Here is a 19,609-nt window from a genome sequence, read left to right on the forward strand (position 1 = left end):
GCTGTTCGATAGGGGACGTGCAGCTCGATGATCACGAGCCCGGCACCACCAGGAGCGTTTCTGATCATGGGATGGCCTCGGGAGATGGCGCGAACGAGCACCAAAACTAGAACTCACGAAGGTTGTCACGTAGATACACCGACGAATATCCCACCCGCGTTCGCCCAATTCGTTGTAAAGCTGGCACGAGGCCGTCGGTAATCTCAGCGATGAATCGGCGGGTGAGCGAGTTCGACCCGGTATAAATCAAGAATCCGTCACCGCCTACCTCGTCGACGATCTCCCCCATGCGCTCCGCTACGTGATCAGGCGTCCCCACCAGTTCGATAGACGGAGCGAGGTAATCAATGGTCAGCTCGCGCAGAGTTTTACCGCTACCGTGCTGCAGGAAGCTCTCCAGTGATGACTGCTCGCCATTGGTTGTCAAGTCTTGCGGAGGTACTTCGTCGAGCGGAAACTGAGAGAAGTCGATGTCGGTGACGAAAGACAGTTGCAAAAGAATGTTTTCGATGGCCCGGTCGCTGGTCATTCTCCGTTTATTCGCGGCCTGAGCCTCATCCATAGTGGCACCGAGTACTGGCATCGCGATGAAGAGAACCTTGATGTCGTCAGGGTCTCGACCGTGTGCCTGCGCCCGGTTACGGACATCGTCACGAAACTCCCGCATCGTCTCCACGGTGTTGACGTTGGCAACAATCGAGTCGGCGTACTTCGCGGCGAAGTCGCGGCCCTTGGGGGATCCGCCAGCTTGGACGAAAACTGGTTGCCCATTGGGTGGGTGCACCGTGTTGAGCGGACCCGCCGAACGGAAATGCTCCCCAGTGTGGTTCACTGCCCGAACAGTGCCGGGCGCAACATAAGTCCCTGACTCGCGGTCACGGACGATGTTGTCTCGATCCCAGGAATTCCATAGATCTCGGACAAGGTCGACGTACTCATGTGCTACCTCGTAGCGCTTGTCGTGCGGCAGCAGACGATCCATGCCGAAGTTGCGCGCGGCCTGATCTTGACCGGTGGTGACGATGTTCCATCCAAAGCGCCCACCAGCGATGTGGTCGACCGTAGAGACAGTGCGTGCCAGCATGTATGGGGGATAGAAGGCCGTCGACATCGTAGCGATTACGCCTATGCGGTCGGTCGCGGCCGCGATCACCGACGCCAACGGCACTGGGTCGTGTTTCGGCACCCACAGGGCGTGTTTCAGGTACGCATCGAAGGATCGCCCGTATGCATCGGGTACCGACACCGTGTCCTCGAACATCATGTAGTCGAATCCTGCGCGCTCTAGCGACTTCGCCATCTCGACATAGAATCGGCCATCCCATGGCTCTTCAGGCGGCGAGAAGTCGCCGGTGAAATCGTTAGCAAAGAAACCGACAAACCAGCCTAGGTGAAATTTTCGTACAGACATCGACGTGCCTCCAAATTTCGTATACGGACGAACTGGGTGGAACGTGAGCGATATAGAATGCACCGAGGACGGAGCAGATCTACCGGCCAGGCAGAAGTCCCACTAATTAGGGTGAGCGAATGGCCGCGATAGCCCCCTCGATGTCTTTGCAGACGATTACGCGAGACCGGGTTGCGGGGGTGATAAATCCTTCGACGGCAGCGTGCTCGATGTAGGAGAGCAAGGGGCGGTAATACTCGTTGTCGTTCAGCAGTACACAGGGTTTATTGTGAAGCCCCAGGTGTGACCACGTAAGGACCTCGAAGAACTCTTCTGCGGTTCCGACACCGCCGGGGAGGGCAATGAATGCGTCACCGAGTTCGGCCATGAGAGCTTTGCGTTGGTGCATGTCATGGACGACGTGTAGTTCTGTCAGTCCATGATGCGCAGCCTCGGGTATCGCAGTGAAGCTCTCAGGGATCACGCCAACGACGGTTCCGCCGGAGTCCAAGGCCGCGTTCGCGAGGGTGCCCATGAGGCCGACTCGGGCGCCACCATAAACGAGGCGCAGCTTCGATCTAGCAATCGCACGCCCCATCCCCTCTGCGAGCTGTCCATATTTGGTCCCGCGCCCTGGCATAGCTCCGCAGAAGACCGTGACGCTCTTGGGGGTCGGGCGGGCCTGTGCCGAGACCGTAGTCGCGGGCATTGGTCGAAGGTTCATCAGTCGAATGACATTCTGTATCCAGGGGCGAGGATCCTGTATGGGTCGAAGCGACGCTTAGCCCGTGCGATGGCCTGCCATCGCGAACCGAAGTGCGTACACCAATCTCCCGGTGACATGGGGACAGCATTGACTGCGTAGGCCACCCCGCCTACATCCCGAGCCTGTTCATAGAGCAGGCGGTTGCTGGCAATCATTCGGGCTTCGGCCCCTGGGGATGCTGTTCGAAGTACGGCCAACATGAAGAATGTGTCGCAGTGAGGAATCGGAATGAACGGTGCGGTGATCGGTGTTGTTGGAATCGGGTAAACCATGATCAGCCCGGAGTTTCCTAGGTCATCCGTCAATGAGGAGCTGGTAGTTTCGATGAACTGCTCGATCTTGTCTGCCGGGATCAGCAGGCTGGCCCATGGATGTGGATAGAACCACTCACCTGTGTGCCGAAGATCAAGCTCCTGATCCGCCATACGGTTGATAAAGTCACCATAATCTACGTCCGAGTTGTATTCGGCGCACGAATCGTATTGGAGCGATGACAACAGCGCATCGTCGTCTGGCCTTCGTGGTGGGGTGAAGTACTTGGCTAGGTCCAGTCGATAACGTAAGTGGCCGTCGGCATCGACACGAATTCGTCCTTGTACATGGTCGAATAGTCTGTTGGACATGGCGCGGAGTTGGTCGCCAAGGAATACGCCGAGGTTGGAATACTGCAATTTGTACTGTCGAACCGACTCGTGAGCAGCGGTCAGACGGATTGTCGCGTTGACGATTACGCCGAATTGACCGAGGCCGCCGCGCACGGCGTCGAAAAGTTCACTGTTCGATACGGCGGAGCATTCCCGAAAATCTCCCGATCCGGTAACTACAGCAAGAGAGTCCACGTTGTCGGTTTGCAAGCCAAAGCCGTGACTCGATCCCCCGAAGCCGCCGACCGAAAGCGTTCCGCCGACGGTGGTCCCGAGATAGTCGGTGAGTACCGGAGGGGTTTGCTGGCGGCTGAGCGTGGCAGCGACCACGTCGCTCCATCGCACACCCGCATCGATCGTGGCCTGCCCCGATCGAACGTCGTGGACGGTGTTGAACCTTTTCATGTCCAGCACGACTCCGCCATCTGCCTGGCATTGCCCGTAAGTCGAGTGTCCGGATCCGCGCACCGCGAGCGATAGGTTCCGCGCCGCGGTGTAGCGCAGGGCTTCCTGCACGTCGGCCACGGTCCGTGGCACGACAACGACGGACGGTTTCGCATGGATGCAGTTTCCGAAATCAGCCCCGGCGGATGTCAGGTGCACGTCGTCGGTGTGCCAGATCCCGCTCATCTGGCGGTCACACCTGGGGCACCGAAGGTTCTTAAAAATATTTCCTGCTGAAGGACGCCGTGCTCGACATACCGGCCACCCATTGATGCCGCCAGTTCGTCGAGCACCTCCGTGGTGAGGTCTCGGTTGGCCAACTCCTCTGGTGTTACGGAATGCGTGGCGCACCAGTCGAGTACACAGTCCAGACCCGCAACCGAGGCTATGAAGTTGTGCTGATCGCCTAGAACCCACGCTTCCGCCAGTTCGGTGAGTAAATTCCTGCCCGTTGAATCTCCCCGTAACATTTGTCGTGCCCTTGCGCACTGCTGGGCAAAGTAGTGTTGCCTATCAGGAATAGGCATAACATTCACGACAGCTGGGAACGGTAGGTTGGATATCGTTTGCGCGAATCGAAGAATGAGCGATATCGAACCGCCCTCCATTACCACCGCTTCGCCGCGATCAACGTACGAGGTCAGTACTTTTATCAGCCGGTCAAAGGCCTCGTCCGGATCGAAGTTGCCCTGATGTATGGTCCGGTTGTCGAGCCAAACGCGGTTGAGCCCTTCCACTTTCGCGTCGAACGCTCGACCACTGGTGACCAGGAGATCGGAGTAACACTGGATACGGTCGGCAACAACAATCGGAGCCGAGTGACTCAATGCCAACTTGCTCGCTTCGGCGCTCTTTCCAATTCCGGTGGCACCGACGATTGCGTATACGCCGGGTTCCCATCGCACCCGATCAAACCTTGCTTGCGTCTGTGCCATGGTTGATTCCTTCATCCCGATTCCTTTCTCTCGCGGGTCGTGCTCAGCCGAGGAAGGAATTGATCGAATTACTCAGGGAACGGGCGTCAAGTCCGTGAATGTGGTCGTGGTCGTCGGGGGTTCCGTAGTGGCGATCTTCCATCTCACGTCGAACGCCCAGGGAGAGCAGCCGATGGGGATGGCTGACGAGACTGGACGAGACTTGGTGCGCCGAGGTGCCTGCCAGATAGGGCTCGACCAACACGACGTTCGGACGGTTCACGGCTTGCACCGCGGCACACAGGCCCGTGGCGTCGAAGGGGCGAATCGTCGCCGCGTAGAGGATGGTTACGTCGAGCATGGAGGTTGCCGACAGCACCGCATCTAAACAGGGCCCGACTGCGAGGACGACTCCGCGGGTGCCGTACTTGATAGGTGTGAACGATGTCCCTCGGACCGCATGGGGGTAACGGTTGACCTGACTCGACAGCCGTAGGTAGACCCGTCCATCGCCTGGTAGCGATTCGAGGAGAAGATCGGCGGCCTCCTGTGGATGGCCTGGCACGTGAACTGTCCAGTTGGGCATCGAATCGATGACGGTGATATCGCCCGGGGTGAAATGGGAGAAGGCGAACTCCGACAAGTCGTAGGAGGCTCCCCAACTGACCAGGACTGCGCCGACATCTTGCTGGGCGAAGTTCAGCTTTATTTGTTCAAGAGGCCGCTCGACGAGAAAGGCGGCGACTGTGTGTACCACGGGTCGCATGCCACACATGGCGAGCCCGCCGGCTACCCCCATCATCAGCTGTTCCCTGATCCCTACGTTGATCACGCGGTTGGGATCTGCGATCGCGGCCGCTTTGAAGAGGTGGGCTCCGATGTCGGCCAGCACAACTACGGCGCGGGGGTCTGTTTCCAATGCACCAGACATGGTCGTTCCGAATGCGGTCCACATGTCAGTGTGGTTGAAGGACTTTGGTTCTTGCGTGTCTGCGGAATTCATGGCGATTCATCTCTGCTGAATGGACGAACGGGCCGATTGCCGAGTCACGGTGGCGACCACCGCGAGCGGTCTGTCGTTGTGATCTCGATTCAGTGCCGCAGCGATCTCCTCATGGTCAGCACCGTTGATGTTGATTGTGTCCCAACCCTCACCGTCGAACCGTTTATCGATTCCATGCGGCCAACCCATACTTGCCGTGCCGTTGTCCAGGACGATGACCGTCAGTTGGTTCAAGCGCGCGCGTCCTGCAAAAGCCATCGCCTCGTGGTTGCTGCCCTCATCGAACTCTCCATCGCCGATGAGCACGAAGACTCTCGGTGCGTGACGATTTTGTATACGGAGTCCCATCGCGACGCCCACTGCGAGCGGCAAGCCATGGCCGAGCGAGCCACCCGACATTTCTACACCCGAGATTTTGGTTCGATCCGGCGCGAAGCCGAGTGGTGAGTTCTTTGTCGCCCAGGTATCGAGGAGCTCTGGTCGGAGGAACCCTTTGGCCGCAAGTACCGCGTAGTAGGCCATCGGGCCGTGACCTTTGGACAGCAAGAAGCGGTCCCTGTCGTCGTCGTCGGGGCTCTCGGGGGATACGTTGAGGATTTCGTCGTAGAGTACCCACAGCACGTCCATCGTCGATGAGGATGAGAACGAGTGCCTTTCGTCTCCCCGCATACGGGAGATCAGAGCAGGCAGATCGTCATAGCTGAATTCGGTTGGCTCTTGTCGCATCGCATTCTCTTCGAAGCGGATAGCAGTAGCTGGGCAGGAACGTGCAGCCGCGCGTACCAGCGAATGGTTGTCTGGGGAAGGTTTGTCCACGAGCAATGTGACTGTGCCGTCGTTACTCTGCTCGAAGACCTCGGGCGCGACGAGCACGCACTGACCGGAGCCGAAACACCTCCGCTCGTTCACGACGACTTTCATGACCGCTCGCTTCTCACCACGTCAGCTGTAGTTCTTCGAGGCCGAGAACAATGCTGGCGGAGCGGAGCCGAACGTCGTGCGAGGGTGAGAGGGCTAGGTCGGGAAAGCGCCTCAGTACCGCCGGCACGGCCGTGCGCAGGGTCATCCGAGCGAGTGAATGCCCAAGACAGAAATGGACGCCATGCCCGAAGGCGAGGTGACCGGCTACTCCCCTGGTGATATCGAGGTCGTCGGGTCTGTCCGTCAGATTGCTGTCGCGATTAGCGGCCAATAGGGACGGGATGACGAAAGATCCTGCCGGAATGGTCACCCCGGCGATTTGCACCTCGGTTACTGCCATGCGCGGTGGCTGCGAATGGGCGACCGACAACCACCGCAATAATTCCTCAATTCCGGAATTGACGCAGTTCGGGTCCTCGATCATCATGGCGGCTTGTTCCGGGTGATGCAAAAGGGCCAGTACACTGAGGCCGATCATGCTTGCTGTGGTCTCGTGTCCACCGAGCATGATCAGACTGATGATGCTGATAAGTTCGTCGGTGCTGAGGTTGTCGCCAATCTTGCGCGCCAGAATTCCCAACAAGTCGTCACCGGGTTGTTCCTGCGCACGGGTAACCAGGGTGGCCATGTATCGACGGTCTTCTCGCTGGGCAACCGCTCGTTGTTCTGCAGATGCCGACAGATCCAGGAGGCGTGCTGTTCGATCTCGCAATTCGTCGCGATCGGCATAGGGCACTCCCAACAGCTCACACAGTACGAGCAAAGAGACTGGTAGCGCGTAACGGTCCATAAGGTCGGCGGGTTGCCCGGCTTGCTCGAGACCATCCAATGCACTGTCCACTATCTCTGCGATGCGCGGCTGCAGGCGACTGAGCCGGTGCACTGAGAACTCCGCAGCAAGGATATGACGCAAGCGGGTGTGGTCGGGGGGATCGAGTCCGATGAGGTTACCGGCGCGCATGGCGGCTAGTTCATCTTCAATCACATCGCCGCCGCTGGGTATTGCGAACATTGGCGTGTGGGCGTTGCTGAACCGGTTTGAGTCTGCGAAGATTCGCCGGACGTCTTCGTAACGGCAGACGAGAAAAGCCGGGGCCCCGTAGAGTTCTCCTACTGGGATAACACCGTCGCGGTCACGGACCTGGGCGAGCTCTTCGGTCGGGTTCAGGCCGTTGCGTCGCATTTCTAAAGGTAAATCAGCCGTTCCGGCCATACCGGAATCCCTTCGATTGTTTGTAGAAGGACGAAGTGGCGCGCCGATGCCGAGGATCGCTGGCGCGTGGATAACTCGGATATCTCAGGCCACCGCTACAGACGCTCGCACGCGATAACCAAGTAGTCGATGCTGCGTTCGCGGAAGCCCTGGAGGAATGGTTCCTCGACACCTGTGCGCAACGCTGCCTGGTTGCGCAGGTCCCAGTACGGGATGGCTTCGTCGGTGTATCGCTGAACGTGATACGGCACCAGACCATTTGCTGCCAGAGTTTGGAAATAAGTACTGCGGGTGTGCATAGCGCACTGATATTCTTCGTCGATCAACCGTGATGCCTCGGAACGCTCAGCAACTACGTCGTTGCGGCACCAGGTGACTGCGACATAGCGGCCGCCGGGGCGCAGCAACCGGGCGAACTCGGTGAACGCCTCCCCTAGGTCGACACACATCGTGGTTTCGTTGGAGACGATGTAATCGAAGGTGTTGTCCTCGAAGGGGGCCTGAACCATGTTTGCGAAGTGGAATTGCACACGGTCCGAGCTCCCGCGTTCACGGGCCAACTTCTCTGCGAACTCGACATGGTGAGCGCAGTAGTTCACCCCGTCTACCCGGCAGCCGAATCGATCAGCGATTGTGAAGGTCGTTCCGCCTCGCCCCGATCCCGCGTCCATGACACGAGAGCTCGGTGAGACCTCCCCTAATGCATCGACGATAAGGTTGATTTCCAGCGACTCCATCCGGTGAAGTTCGCGCAGGATCAGTGACTCCCGCAGCTCCGCAGGTGCAGCGAGTACAGAGTGATCGTAGTCACCGATTCCGTAGTGGTGGTGGTACAAGCCGTCTTCAGTGCCCAGCAGCAGGTTGATATCGTCGGATTTTTTGGCATCCCAGTAGCGGCGCTGCTGTACGTCATGCTGGCCGAGGACTGCCACGTCGAGGTTCGGCATTTCAGGCTCCTTCAAGTTTGTGGTTTCCGGGTGGATGTCTCAGATGCGTTCGGCCGCAATCACTAGGTAGTTCAGTGAACCGTCGCTGTAGCCGCTGAGGAACGCATCCTCAACGCCGGTGCGGAGTTTGCTGTTGTTGCGTAGCTCCCAGTACGGCATAGCTTCGTGTGTGTACTGAGCCACGCGGTACGGAATCAGGCCGTTTGCCGCGAAGGCCTTGAAGTAAGTGCTTCGGCGGTGCATTCGGCATACGTAATGTTCATCGATCTGCCTTGTCGCGTCCGAGCGTGGGTCGACTGCGTCGTTGCGGCACCAGGTGGTCATTACGTAGCGACCGCCCCGTCGCAGTAGGCGGGAGAACTCGGCCATTGCTTCGTACGCGTCGGCGTACATCGTCGTCTCGTTTGAGACCACGAAATCGAAAGTGTGATCAGGAAATGGTGCCTGCAGCATGTTCCCGAGGTGGAATTGAACGCGGCTATCCCAACCGCGTTTGCGTGCGATCTGCTCGGCGAACGCGACGTGATGTTCGCAAAAATTGACGCCGTCGATTCGGCTCTCCGTCGCTCCAGCGAGACGAAAAGATGTTCCCCCGCGACCTGACCCGGCATCCATGCCGCGAGAGTTGGGCGGCAAAGGACCGAGGGCGTCGAGGATCAGTCCGACTTGATCATTCTCCATTCGATGCAACTCTCGCAAAATCGCGTTCTCTCGCTCCTCACCTACGGAATCCAGAATAGAGCGGTCGAAATCGCCAATCGCGTAGTGATGGTGGTAAAGATCATCATCAGCGCCCAGTAGGAGATTGATGTCATCGGTTGTTTTAGCGTCCCAGTGAGCTTTCAACTCACGTTCATAGCTATCGCGCGCATATTGATCTGCCGAGATCATCACAGTCTCCTTCTTCGGTTCTCCCCATCATTTCTGTATCTCAAGTCGACATGTCGAATGAACCATTGCGACCTGCAAGGTCGGCGACTTGATGATGTCTTCGACGCTACTTATCGAAATTAATTGCGGAAATACCTCCACAGCTCTTCGTCGCGAAGCGACAAAACTTTGGCACCGTGCGACAAGTGGGGTCGAAGTCCCCTACGGGGTCCAGTGCAGGTAGGCACCCATCTGCGCCGGCCGTGAGGAGACCATGGAAGCCGCAACCGGCCAACGATCAAGTCCTCGGAGTCGGGCCCTCCAAAGTCGACAACGACTACAGCCACGTCTACCGCGAGAACCCGCAGATCAATCGTCTTATGCCGTGAAGGCGATGCCCCGATCGGCGCGAGTGCGCGCGGACGTGACGGAGTTGCGTGGTAGCTACCGTGGACGGATAGCCGGACCGTCACTACCTCGAGCAAGGTCAAGAATTTTGTCTTGATGAATCCGTCACCCGGTCGTGTACTTGTTGCCCAGCGAGTTCGATCACGTCGACGCGGCGCGCCGGTACGAGAACCTTCGTTCCGGTCTTGACCACTCGGAATTGATCGGTGGATGTGTTCTCGAATTAGCTGGGTTCCGCGTAAAACCTTCTGAATTCCGAAGGCGAGCAACCCTTCAACTCGCGAAATAGCCGAGAAAGTCTCGACTGGTCACTAAGCCCCCACCGCGCACTGATGTCGCCTATCGGTATCTGTTGTAAGCTTGGGTCGATCAAATCGGCAGCGCACCTTTCAATGCGCTCATATGCTATATAAGCGGACAGAGTTCGCTCCTCTCGCTCGAAAGCGCGATGCAGCTGACGAACCGATACATGTAGTTTGCGCGCGAGTAGGTCGGGATTGAGCGTGGGATCAGAAAGATTCTTCTCGATCATCAAGCGCGCCGTCGCTACGAGGCCGGATTGCTGGTCAGGCGGTGCGTGGCCATGGGGCGGGTGCATTCCTTCCCACGCCAGTAATCGAACGGCTGAGATGACATTATGAGCCGTGAACGTGTTCAGCATTCCAATTTCTCTCGAAGTAGAATGTAAAGTATCTGAGAGTATTTTCCCCGTACCTTCAGCGTTTGGCACAACGCGAAGACCTCGACCCGAGGCGGCGTCGAAGTCTTCTCTTGAGCCCACCCTCTGCCGTAACGTGACTACCGCTAAACAGCTGGCACGGGTTACAGTCATTGTATAACTGTAATCGCTATAGTATAGGCCAATGCCTCCACTCTTCAGCGATATTTGGACGCCGTTCTGCGACAGAATTACTTCGCCCGATAAGACGTATTGAATCCTCACGGAGAATCGTGGATCGGCTTCGAGATCAACCTGTCGACGAGTAATTTCTCCTGGTCCGCACCGAATCGACGCTAAGCTGTCCCCATCGACTATTCGCGCAGTGAGTCGTGTCATACACTGTCGTTCAGGCGCGTGACACGCGGTTCCGTACACGGTGTACAGCTCGTGACTACGCTCTTCGCTAGATGCGTGGTCGGAAGTTTTGATCAGAGTTGTGGCATTGCGGTCGTTATGGGCATTGTCTCGGAACCTTTTTGAAGGTTCTCTATCGCTTGCAGCCATTTTCGCCCCCCGGCGCGAATCGTGTTCGGTCTTTAATTTGCTCATGTCCAGAGTCCGGCAGAACCGGCAACATCAACGGCCACAGGCGACGTGCTGTAACGGCTTCGACAGGTCGAGGCGTCGAGGCCGGATGCCCACTCCACGTTACTGCGGCCTGTTGGTGAAGTGATTGGAGTGATCTCTATGTGGTGTAGTCCGCGTTTATTCGAATGTATTCATCGGTGAGGTCGCAACCGAACACTCTCCAGGTGTCGGTGCCGATTCCGAGGTCTACGTTGATCTCGACGGTGGCAGTTGCAAGGTGTTCACGAACCACCTCGACGGTGTCGTGCTGGTCGAGTGACGAGCTCGGATACACATCGATGTCCGCGAATGCGACTCGGATTCTGTCGGGTTCTATGTCCACCTCGTTGCTACATTTTCCGATAGCCATGAGAACTCGACCCCAGTTGGGGTCTTCACCGTGGATCATCGTCTTGACCAAGGGAGAGTTGATGATCGACTTCCCGACCACGCGCGCTTGGCGCTCGCTCGATGCACCCGAGACCGTAGTGACGATCAGCTTGGTCGCACCTTCGCCGTCGCTGGCAATCATTTTCACCAGATCCGTGCACACTTCCTCGAGAGCCTGCTCGAACTCGGTATCGGGTACCGGGCCGGCGGCACCATTGGCGAAGACCGCCGCTGTGTCGCTGGTGGAGGTGTCGGTGTCGATCGAGACCGAGTTGTAGGTGCGGTCGACAACGTCACGAAAGATTCGGTTGAGCGTGTCCTGGGGGACGTCGGCGTCGGTGAAGACAAACGACAGCATGGTCGCCATGTCCGGTTCTATCATCCCGACGCCCTTCGCGATTCCAACGATGGTGCTGGTGCCGACGGCTCGTTCGGAGACCTTGGCGCGGGTGTCGGTGGTCATGATCGCTCGGGCCACCGCGTGCGCGTCGAGTGGTGTTCCCTGGCCGAGCCCGTCGAGTCCGGCGCGGATGGTGTCCATCGGATATTGCACTCCGATGACTCCGGTGGAGGCCATTATCAGGGCATCGGGTTCGATTCCTACGGTTCGTGCGACGGATGCGCGTATCTCGCTGGCGTTGCGGAGCCCTTCCGCGCCGGTCGCGACGTTGGCGTTCTTCGCCAACACGAGGACCCCGCGCGGACTGGTCTGCTCGATCGAGGTCTTGCTCAAGGTGACGCAGGGGCCCGCGAACAGTGACTTCGTGAAAACGACCGACGAGGTGCACGGCCTGTCGGAGATGACCATGGAGAAGTCGTCTTTACCTTCGTCTGCCAGTCCTAAATGGGTTGTCCAGCAGTGAAACCCTTGTGGGGACGCGGCGCTCATGTCTGCCCTTTCTGATCCGTGTGATGTCGAACTCAGGACGCTCTGCACCATGCCAGCAATGCGCGCCGGTCGGGCTTGCCGACAGACGTTTTCGGCCAGTCGGACATCAGAGTGATCTTTCCGATGAGACCGCAGCTGTTCATCACTTCGGTGACGCGAAGGTGGATTCGTCCGAGGTCTGCCCCGGTGGGTGCCAGGCGGCACAGTACTGTCGTCGGTGTGTCTGCTCCTGTGGCCGTTGGGGCGAAGACGACGACCTCGTCGACCTCGTCGAGTGCGGTGATCTCGTCGACCAGGACGCCTGCCGAACAGAGTTGACCGTGGTTGTTTGTCCATACGTCATCGATGCGGCCCAGGACGTTGATGGCACCGTTGTCGTGGACCATCACCGCGTCCCCGCTTCGATACCAGCCGTCCGTGAATGCGCTCTGTGTACGGTCCGGGTGTCCCCAGTAGCCTTCGGCTCGGTGCGCTCGGCGGAATTCGGGCTCGCCCACTCGATAGGTATCTGCGTCGATTCCGTGGATGGGGCGCACTCGCATCTCCACCCCGGGTAGGGGCCGCAGTTCGGCCGCGCTCTGCAACTGTGGCCGCAGATCTGCGCACATGATGCCGCACTCGGTGGCCCCGTAGAGCCTGCGTAGGTGGACCCCGCACCGCTGGTGGATCAGTCGCGCAGTGGTCGGCGTCAGGAGAGCCCCGCCCGTCAGTGCGGTGGTCAGGTGTTCACCCATTCGCTCCGATGCCGCCGGTGACGCTGCGATCGCGTCGTAGTGCGAGGGAAGGGCGCTCATATAGGTACCGTTCCAGTCGCAAATCGCTCTCGCGTGGGCAGAGGCCGGGAGACCGGCGTCGAGGTGCACCGTGGGTGCTCCCGAGAGCAAGCCCGCGAGAACGTGAACGTCCATCCCGTGCGCGAAATCGAGGGGGTGGATGTTGATGATCACATCGTCGGCTGTCAGACCGAGCTGCTGGCACCAGTCGGTGCGGTCGGCGAACAGCGATTCCTCGGTCCAGTACACCCATTTCGGCTCACCACTCGATCCGGATGTTTCGAGGATTCTTCCTCGCACGGTGTCGTGCTCGGTCACGTCGCATTGACGCGTTGGGTTGCAGTATCGGAGCTTTCGGGTTGCTGCATCGAACACGGAGGCCAGTTCGGGCAGGTCGGGGTCGATGTCGTGGTCGGTAATGGCGTGCCAGCGGCGGCCCAGTGCGCTCAGTCGGTCCCATGCTGGATGCCGCGTCCGGCTCGCCAGGTGCACGCCGCCGGCGGCCATCGTTCCCAGTAGTGCTGCAACGAAGTCTGCGGCCCCGGGGTGATGATCGACGACGACCACGTCGCCTTCGTCGATCACCGGTGCCAGTGCATCACGCCATGCCATCGCCGCGGCCGACAGCTCCCCGAACGTCGTATGGCGTCGTCCCTGGTGAAGTGCGTCCTGATCCTGTTGGGGCATGCTGTTCAGTGCGGCGAGGAACCCTCGCGCGTCAGACATTGATCTGTCCTCGGAACAAGTGTCTGACGCTGCCCGGTTCGATCGTTGTCCGCCCGTGCAGAACCTGTTCGTTGTCGAGGACGAGAAGATCACCCGGGGCCCAGTCGTGCGAGTAGAAGCTGGTACTGCCCCGCAGGTAGGAGTCGAGCCGTGCGAAGACGGCCCGGCTGTCTTCTTCGGTCGAGCCCGCCAGACGGACCGACCATCCTGCGGGGGTGGTCCGTTCCTCGGTGAACGGGAGTGCCACGTTCAACCGCGTTGTCCCCGTTGCTGATCGCACTGCAGGTGGAATCGACAGCCAGCGGTGCGCGACGTCGGGAAAGTGGGATTGGTCGGTGACGTAGTACTCCCAATCCACGTCGGTCACCGTGCTCAGGTCCGGTGGGAGTGTTGCATCGAGTAGATCCGATTGCAGACAGAGTTCTGTGCGTCCGGATCCTGTGGGCTGATCGACTGCATTGCAATACAGCGCAATGTATTTGGGACAGGTCCCGACAAGTGTGCCGTCGGTGTGCAGAGGCAGGGCACTGCGCCCGGTGACGACGCGGTCCGGTAGCGGGCTTGCGTCGAGATCGAGCAGACCTGCGCTTCCGGTGCCGAACCGATGTGTGGCGAGAGTCCCGAGCCCCTGCACGAAGACCTCGAAGTCGCTTCTGCCGAAGTCGACGTCGCCGACCAGAGCGAATCCATCCCGGGTGGCCACTGCCGCGAGATCTCCGGGATCGGTGGCCGTCACCGCTGCTCACCGCCGACCGCAACATCGTGGTTTCCCAGAGGGACCTCATCGAGGGTCTGTGCCCGGATTTGGGCACAGACGGCAGCCAGTTGTTCTCCGAGCGCGCCGTCCAACCCTGCTGACAAACCCGCCCCTTGGTGGATTGCGACTTTTCTCCCGAACGCAGTCTCACGGGGCAGTTGGTAGGCCGCGAGCTCGCGGAGGTAGTACTTTTCGATGCCGTCGACGGTCTTCAGCTGAGCGGGGACACTCTGTTGAAGGTGCAGTAGAGCAGGACTCCAGTACGGGTGGTACATGCGCGGCCCTGGGGTGAATTGGCCGGTCACCATCATTCCTGATGCGCTGGCGTCGTCGATACGTTCGTTCAGATCGCCGGCGACTGCGCCCATACCGAAATCGCTTCCGGCGTTGAGCAGATCGCTGCCGAGTCCGGTCACGAGGTCGGCACCACATGCTCGCGCCAACTCGAAGGCCACTGTCACCAGCAGATGCACGGTGATGACTTCTGCATCATCGGATTGAGTGTGCTGCATGCACGGGTAGATCGCCGCTGTCGATTCCTGTGCGGTGACGTCGATGACGTCGAGCGGCAGACCGACGTGGCGCGCTGTTCGAGAGGCACCGTCGATTTCGTCACCCCAGGGTGTGCGGAGGGTCAGTGCACGGACGTCGGCACCGGCCCTCCACAAGTAGGAGGCGAGGAGTCCGGAGTCGACACCACCGGAGAGCAGTAAGCGAATGGGACGACCCGACGATGCGATTTCCGTTGCTGCAGTGCGTAATCCATGGTCGAGCCACCCCATGGCCTGTTCGAGCGAACACCCTGGGACACCGCCCGACGGCGACGATCGGGGGACAGCGCGGTGCACCGACAACTCTCCGTCGGCGGAGCAGACCAGAGTCGTCCCGGGGCGAAGTGCCGTGGTGGTTCCTGCGCGGTGACCGACACTCGCGGCGGTCGCCGCGAATTGCGCTCCCACCGCCCATGTCCGTGCATCATCGGTGCGGGAGAGAAAGACTCGGCATTCGCCGTGCAGCGGCGTCGTGATCATGACTGTTCCGTCGTTGCGGTTCAGAACGGGGCCGGTATGTCCGCCAACACGGCGGATGCGGCCGCTGTGCGAAAAGACGACCCACCCATGATCGGTTGGGGTCATGGGTTGTCTCCGACAATTGTGCGCATCTTCTGTTGGGCCGCATCGCCTGCAGCGAACCCCGCTCGGTGGCCGGCTATTGCTGCAATACGGGCTCGTTCCATGTCGAGCAGCAGATCGTGGTTGACGAACGCCTTGGTGCGGGCAAACGGCACCGATTGGTACTCGGCCAGTGCCTGTGCTCGGGTGCATCCTGCAGCGAGCGGGTCACTATGGGCTGCAACGAGTTCATCGAGGAGGCCGTCGGAGAGTGCGGTGGTACCGAGCCATCGATCGCACCCGATGATCATTCGATTCGCCACGGCAGGCCCTACTCGGCGTTGCAGGAGCGGAGCTCCGAGTATGCAGGAGATACCCAACTTGAGCTCGGGCATACGGAGGTCCGACGTCGACGTTCCGATGCGCCAGTCGGCGCACAGTGCCAACTGAAGACCGATGCCGATGCAGTATTTGTCGATGACTGCCACGGTCGGTTTCGAGATCGACAGAACTGCTCGATACATGTCCACGCAGGCGTCGATCCATCGGTTGACCTCGGAGCCTCCCGTGAAGTCCTTGACTTCGTTGAAGTCACCGCCGACACCGAAGGATCGACCGTCTCCCCCGTACAGAACCAGCCCCTCGACATCCGGGGTGTCCCCTAGCTGCCAGACCAACTCGGTGATGCCGCGCATCTTGTCTGTGGAGAACGTGTTGTGTCCTTCACCGTCGAATTCGATGATCGCCAAGGGGCCGTTGCGAACTGCAGTACCGCCATGGGCTTCGGGCGACCTGGGCCGATCGTGGGGCTCGTGGGTGGCGGAGGGTGAGTGCAGTGTTCTCACGCTTCGACCAGCTCCCCACGCTTTCGGCGGTCTGCGTCGAGGGCGCGGCGTGTGTAGAGACGTTGTCCCCATTGTTCGCTGTGATCGGCGCTGATAGCGGTGCCGTTGCATATTGTGGTGACGATTCGATGGAATTGAGCCAGTGCGGCGGCGGCGGTGCGTTCGCTCAAGCTCGTCTCGGATTCGCCTGGGACGATGTCGAATCGGTCGACTGCGATGATCGGACCGCCATCTACCTTCGGGGTGATGATGTGGCAGGTGGCCCCGAATTGCGTCTGGTTGTCGTCGATCGCGTAGCGATATCCGCCGATCCCTCGGTAGTTCGGGGTCGCCGGGTGGAAGTTCACGGCCAGTTCCCGCACTCGATCGAGTGTGGCCTCGGACAGGATGAAGTCCGATTTGAAGGACAGAAGCAGGTCGCACCCGTGCCACTGATCGAACGATCGAGTTACTGGATCGCCGTAGTCCCAGGCAAACCAGTCGACGTCGGCGAATCTGCGGCGGAGAAAGTCGTGGGCGAGTTCGCCCCACCGTGATCCGTCGGAGATGAGCAGAACAGAGCGGGTGTCTTTCATCGAGTGACAACTCCTTCGGTGAGTGGGAGAGCCCAGCAGTACGCGAATCCGGCACCTGCTTCGTGTAGAAAGGTGTCTGCCTCTTCGTAATCGGCCAGAGCCGAGCTGTATCGGCCGTATTTCGGGGACGTCCGGCCGATGCATCGAGCGGAGCCCTTGTACAGCTCGACGGTCACTGTGCCCGTCACGCGGTGAGCCAGACGGGCGCAGTAAGCATCGAGTGCTGCACGCAGATCGGTGAACCAGTAGCCGTAGTAGACCAACTCTGCGTACTGGTCGGCGATGGACCGCTTGTGGTGGAGCGTCTCTCGGTCCAGTACGAGTGCTTCGAGATCGGTTCGTGCAGCGAGAAGAACTGTTGCAGCGGGTGCTTCGTAGATTCCGCGGCTCTTGAATCCGACGATGCGGCTCTCGAGAATTTCGGTACGCCCGATACCGTTCGCGGCCGCTGTGTCCCCGAGTTCGCTGACCAGGTCGATCAGGTCGAGCTTGCGGCCGTCGAGAGCGACGGGGATGCCTGCTTCGAACTCGATCGTGATCGTTGTTGGACGATCCGGTGCCTGCACCGGCGCGGTCGTGATCTGCCATGCATCGGGCGGTGGAGCGTGGTCGATGAGGTCGAGATCCCCGCACTCGATGCTGGTGCCCCAGATATTGGTGTCGATGCTGTACGGCGTCGTCTTGCTGACACCCACATCGATACCGTGACGATCGGCGTAGGCAATTTCGCTACCGCGGGAGGTCATTTCCCAATCGATGACAGGTGCGAGGATGTCGAGCTCGGGAGCCAACGCCCGCACGGAGGTGTAGAACCGGACCTGATCGTTTCCCTTGCCCGTGGCACCGTGAGCGACTGCGGATGCACCGCGTTCGCGAGCGATGCTGACCAGCCGCTCGGCGATCAACGGTCGAGACAACGGTGCAGCCAGAAGATATTTTCCCTCGTATGCAGCGCCGGCGGCGAGAGCCGGGATTGCATAGTCGTGGAGGAACAGGTCTCGGACGTCTTCGACGATAACTTCCGACGCGCCGGCCGCGGTTGCGCGCTTCGAGACGGCCTCGAGGTCCTCGATTTGGCCGAGGTTCGCGCAGTACGCGATGACCTCGGTCTGATAGCGCTCTTTGAGCCAGTGCACGGCAACGGATGTGTCCAATCCGCCGGAATATGCCAGGACGATGCTCATACCCCGACCTCCATCGCGAGTTCGGGCACGCTCACGCCGCCGACGACGGATCGCGCTGCTCGTAGGCATTCCGCCTTCGCCTCCCAGAGGCGGGTTCTGGCTTGCCGGATTTCGGCGAGTCTGTCGGTCACGTCGGCCAGGCCTTGCTCCTGCTGTTCGGAGACCCGCGTCGGTCCGGTGGATCCGGCAGAGATGTAGCTGCGCAGTGTGTGGAGCGGATCGCATATCTGCTTCATGTCGACCTCACTGATGTCGATGTCGTGTTCCTCGCGGAGGAAAGTGGTGGTGAACGCGACGTTGCGCAGGGTGTGACCGGCTGCGAGGGCGGCGTTGACGAGGTCACCGGTGATGCGGTGGGCTGTGCGGAAAGGAACGTCGAACCGAGAGACCAAGATGTTGGCGATCTCTGTCGCGGTCGAGAAGTTGTCCCAGCACAGGGCTCTGCCGCGAGCACCGTCGAACGCGGTGTGCAGGTTCTGGCGTCGGCACAGGCGAATGGTGTCGAGGTACGTATCGAGGGCGCCCCAGTAAACCGGTTTGTCCTCCTGCAGGTCGCAGCTGTACCCGAGACCGACCGACTTCTCCATCACCAGCAGTTGCACCAGCGCACCCACCGCGCGACCGGACTTCCCTCGCGCCAGTTCTGCAACCACCGGATTCTTCTTCTGCGGCATGATCGAGCTACCGGTCGCGAACGAATCGTGCACTTCGGCGAGAGCGTATTCGTTCGAGCTCCAGGTGACGATCTCTTCCTGCATGCGAGATAGATTCACAGCACCGCTGGCAGCTGCGCCCGCTACTTCGACTGTCCAGTCCCTCGTCGACGTCGCATCGAGCGCATTGACCATCGGTGCATCGAACCCGAGAAGCCGGGAGGTGTAATCGCGGTCCAGGGCGAATGTAGTTCCGGCGAGCGCACACGCGCCGAGCGGATTGATGTTGATGCGCTTCCAGGCATCCATCAGTCGGGAGGCATCACGCAGCAAGGCCTGTGCGTGCGCAGCCTTCCAAAATGCTACCGAAATCGGTTGCGCTGCCTGCGAATGCGTGTAGCCGGGTAGAACTGCTTCTCGTTCCGACTCGGGGCACCCGAGCAGATCCTGCACGAACATGAGCAGTTCTTCGCTGGCATCGAGCAGCCACTCGCGGGTGACCATGCGTGCGTCGGTCTGCACCTGATCGTTTCGGGACCGTGCGGTGTGCATGCGGCCGCCGACGGGTCCGATCCGTTCGATGAGCATGAATTCGGTGTTGAGGTGCACATCTTCTTGTCGGACGTCGAGCTGCAATCCACCGTCGGCTCGGCTGCTCTCCATGTCGAGCAGCCCAGCGAGAAGCGCTTTGGTGTCGGGTTCGGTGTTGATTCCCGCGCGACCGAGCATCAGAACATGAGCGATGTTCTGCCACAGGTCGTGTTCGAGCATTCTGCTGTCTACCGATGCTGTCTCTGTGTAGCGAAGTACATCGTCGGTGATATCGGTGGAGAATCTTCCACCCCAGAGCTTTTCGCTCATTGATCGGTACCCCTCTGTGTGCGTGATGGTTCGGTT

At 59.8% G+C, this 19,609-nt stretch carries 18 protein-coding genes; all 18 read right to left on the bottom strand.

Annotated elements, in window-relative coordinates:
* Nucleotides 1-106 precede the first annotated feature (106 nt).
* Nucleotides 107-1,411: an NtaA/DmoA family FMN-dependent monooxygenase gene (locus CH274_RS01305; protein WP_015586137.1), complete on the bottom strand. Its 1,305-nt coding sequence runs from the start codon at nt 1,409-1,411 to the stop codon at nt 107-109.
* Nucleotides 1,412-1,517: 106 nt separating this feature from the next.
* The gene (locus CH274_RS01310; protein ID WP_015586136.1) at nt 1,518-2,114 is read right to left on the bottom strand and encodes a TIGR00730 family Rossman fold protein; all 597 of its coding nucleotides are present in this window, start codon (nt 2,112-2,114) and stop codon (nt 1,518-1,520) included.
* Nucleotides 2,114-3,430 carry an FAD-binding protein gene (locus CH274_RS01315; protein WP_032365005.1) on the bottom strand — a complete coding sequence of 439 codons (1,317 nt, stop codon included), beginning with the start codon at nt 3,428-3,430 and terminating at the stop codon, nt 2,114-2,116. Before CH274_RS01315 ends, CH274_RS01310 begins: the two co-directional genes overlap by 1 nt.
* Nucleotides 3,427-4,194: an adenylate dimethylallyltransferase Fas4 gene (gene fas4, locus CH274_RS01320; protein ID WP_015586134.1), complete on the bottom strand. Its 768-nt coding sequence runs from the start codon at nt 4,192-4,194 to the stop codon at nt 3,427-3,429. The genes CH274_RS01315 and fas4 overlap by 4 nt, the downstream gene beginning before the upstream one ends.
* 28 nt (nt 4,195-4,222) lie before the next feature.
* Nucleotides 4,223-5,161, bottom strand: coding sequence for a transketolase family protein (locus CH274_RS01325; protein WP_015586133.1), 939 nt, complete (start codon nt 5,159-5,161; stop codon nt 4,223-4,225).
* A 6-nt stretch (nt 5,162-5,167) separates the two neighbouring features.
* Entirely contained in the window at nt 5,168-6,082 is a 915-nt protein-coding gene (locus tag CH274_RS01330) for a 4Fe-4S domain-containing protein (protein ID WP_080730063.1), read from the bottom strand.
* 13 nt (nt 6,083-6,095) lie between these two features.
* Nucleotides 6,096-7,295, bottom strand: coding sequence for a cytochrome P450 (locus CH274_RS01335; protein WP_015586131.1), 1,200 nt, complete (start codon nt 7,293-7,295; stop codon nt 6,096-6,098).
* 95 nt (nt 7,296-7,390) lie between these two features.
* The gene (locus CH274_RS01340; RefSeq protein ID WP_032365004.1) at nt 7,391-8,242 is read right to left on the bottom strand and encodes an SAM-dependent methyltransferase; all 852 of its coding nucleotides are present in this window, start codon (nt 8,240-8,242) and stop codon (nt 7,391-7,393) included.
* 39 nt (nt 8,243-8,281) lie between these two features.
* The gene (locus CH274_RS01345) at nt 8,282-9,133 is read right to left on the bottom strand and encodes an SAM-dependent methyltransferase (RefSeq protein ID WP_015586129.1); all 852 of its coding nucleotides are present in this window, start codon (nt 9,131-9,133) and stop codon (nt 8,282-8,284) included.
* A 610-nt stretch (nt 9,134-9,743) separates the two neighbouring features.
* Nucleotides 9,744-10,790: a helix-turn-helix domain-containing protein gene (locus CH274_RS29950; protein ID WP_094656575.1), complete on the bottom strand. Its 1,047-nt coding sequence runs from the start codon at nt 10,788-10,790 to the stop codon at nt 9,744-9,746.
* A 136-nt stretch (nt 10,791-10,926) separates the two neighbouring features.
* Nucleotides 10,927-12,138, bottom strand: coding sequence for a bifunctional glutamate N-acetyltransferase/amino-acid acetyltransferase ArgJ (gene argJ, locus CH274_RS01355; protein WP_306430905.1), 1,212 nt, complete (start codon nt 12,136-12,138; stop codon nt 10,927-10,929).
* Complete coding sequence (locus CH274_RS01360) at nt 12,120-13,586, bottom strand: class I adenylate-forming enzyme family protein (protein WP_032365002.1); 1,467 nt, start codon at nt 13,584-13,586, stop codon at nt 12,120-12,122. The genes argJ and CH274_RS01360 overlap by 19 nt, the downstream gene beginning before the upstream one ends.
* Entirely contained in the window at nt 13,579-14,322 is a 744-nt protein-coding gene (locus CH274_RS01365; RefSeq protein ID WP_015586125.1) for a TauD/TfdA family dioxygenase, read from the bottom strand. The genes CH274_RS01360 and CH274_RS01365 overlap by 8 nt, the downstream gene beginning before the upstream one ends.
* Complete coding sequence (locus CH274_RS01370; RefSeq protein WP_033188359.1) at nt 14,319-15,374, bottom strand: asparagine synthase C-terminal domain-containing protein; 1,056 nt, start codon at nt 15,372-15,374, stop codon at nt 14,319-14,321. The genes CH274_RS01365 and CH274_RS01370 overlap by 4 nt, the downstream gene beginning before the upstream one ends.
* A 101-nt stretch (nt 15,375-15,475) precedes the next feature.
* Nucleotides 15,476-16,300, bottom strand: coding sequence for an enoyl-CoA hydratase/isomerase family protein (locus CH274_RS01375; RefSeq protein ID WP_052047791.1), 825 nt, complete (start codon nt 16,298-16,300; stop codon nt 15,476-15,478).
* Nucleotides 16,297-16,875, bottom strand: a complete 579-nt coding sequence (locus CH274_RS01380) for a formyltransferase family protein (protein WP_032364999.1) — start codon at nt 16,873-16,875, stop codon at nt 16,297-16,299. The genes CH274_RS01375 and CH274_RS01380 overlap by 4 nt, the downstream gene beginning before the upstream one ends.
* The gene (locus CH274_RS01385; protein ID WP_015586121.1) at nt 16,872-18,059 is read right to left on the bottom strand and encodes an argininosuccinate synthase; all 1,188 of its coding nucleotides are present in this window, start codon (nt 18,057-18,059) and stop codon (nt 16,872-16,874) included. Before CH274_RS01385 ends, CH274_RS01380 begins: the two co-directional genes overlap by 4 nt.
* Nucleotides 18,056-19,573, bottom strand: coding sequence for an argininosuccinate lyase (argH, locus tag CH274_RS01390; RefSeq protein WP_052047792.1), 1,518 nt, complete (start codon nt 19,571-19,573; stop codon nt 18,056-18,058). Before argH ends, CH274_RS01385 begins: the two co-directional genes overlap by 4 nt.
* Between the last annotated feature and the right edge of the window lie 36 nt (nt 19,574-19,609).

It is taken from the genome of Rhodococcus sp. 06-418-5 (assembly GCF_002258285.1).
Taxonomy (GTDB): domain Bacteria; phylum Actinomycetota; class Actinomycetes; order Mycobacteriales; family Mycobacteriaceae; genus Rhodococcoides.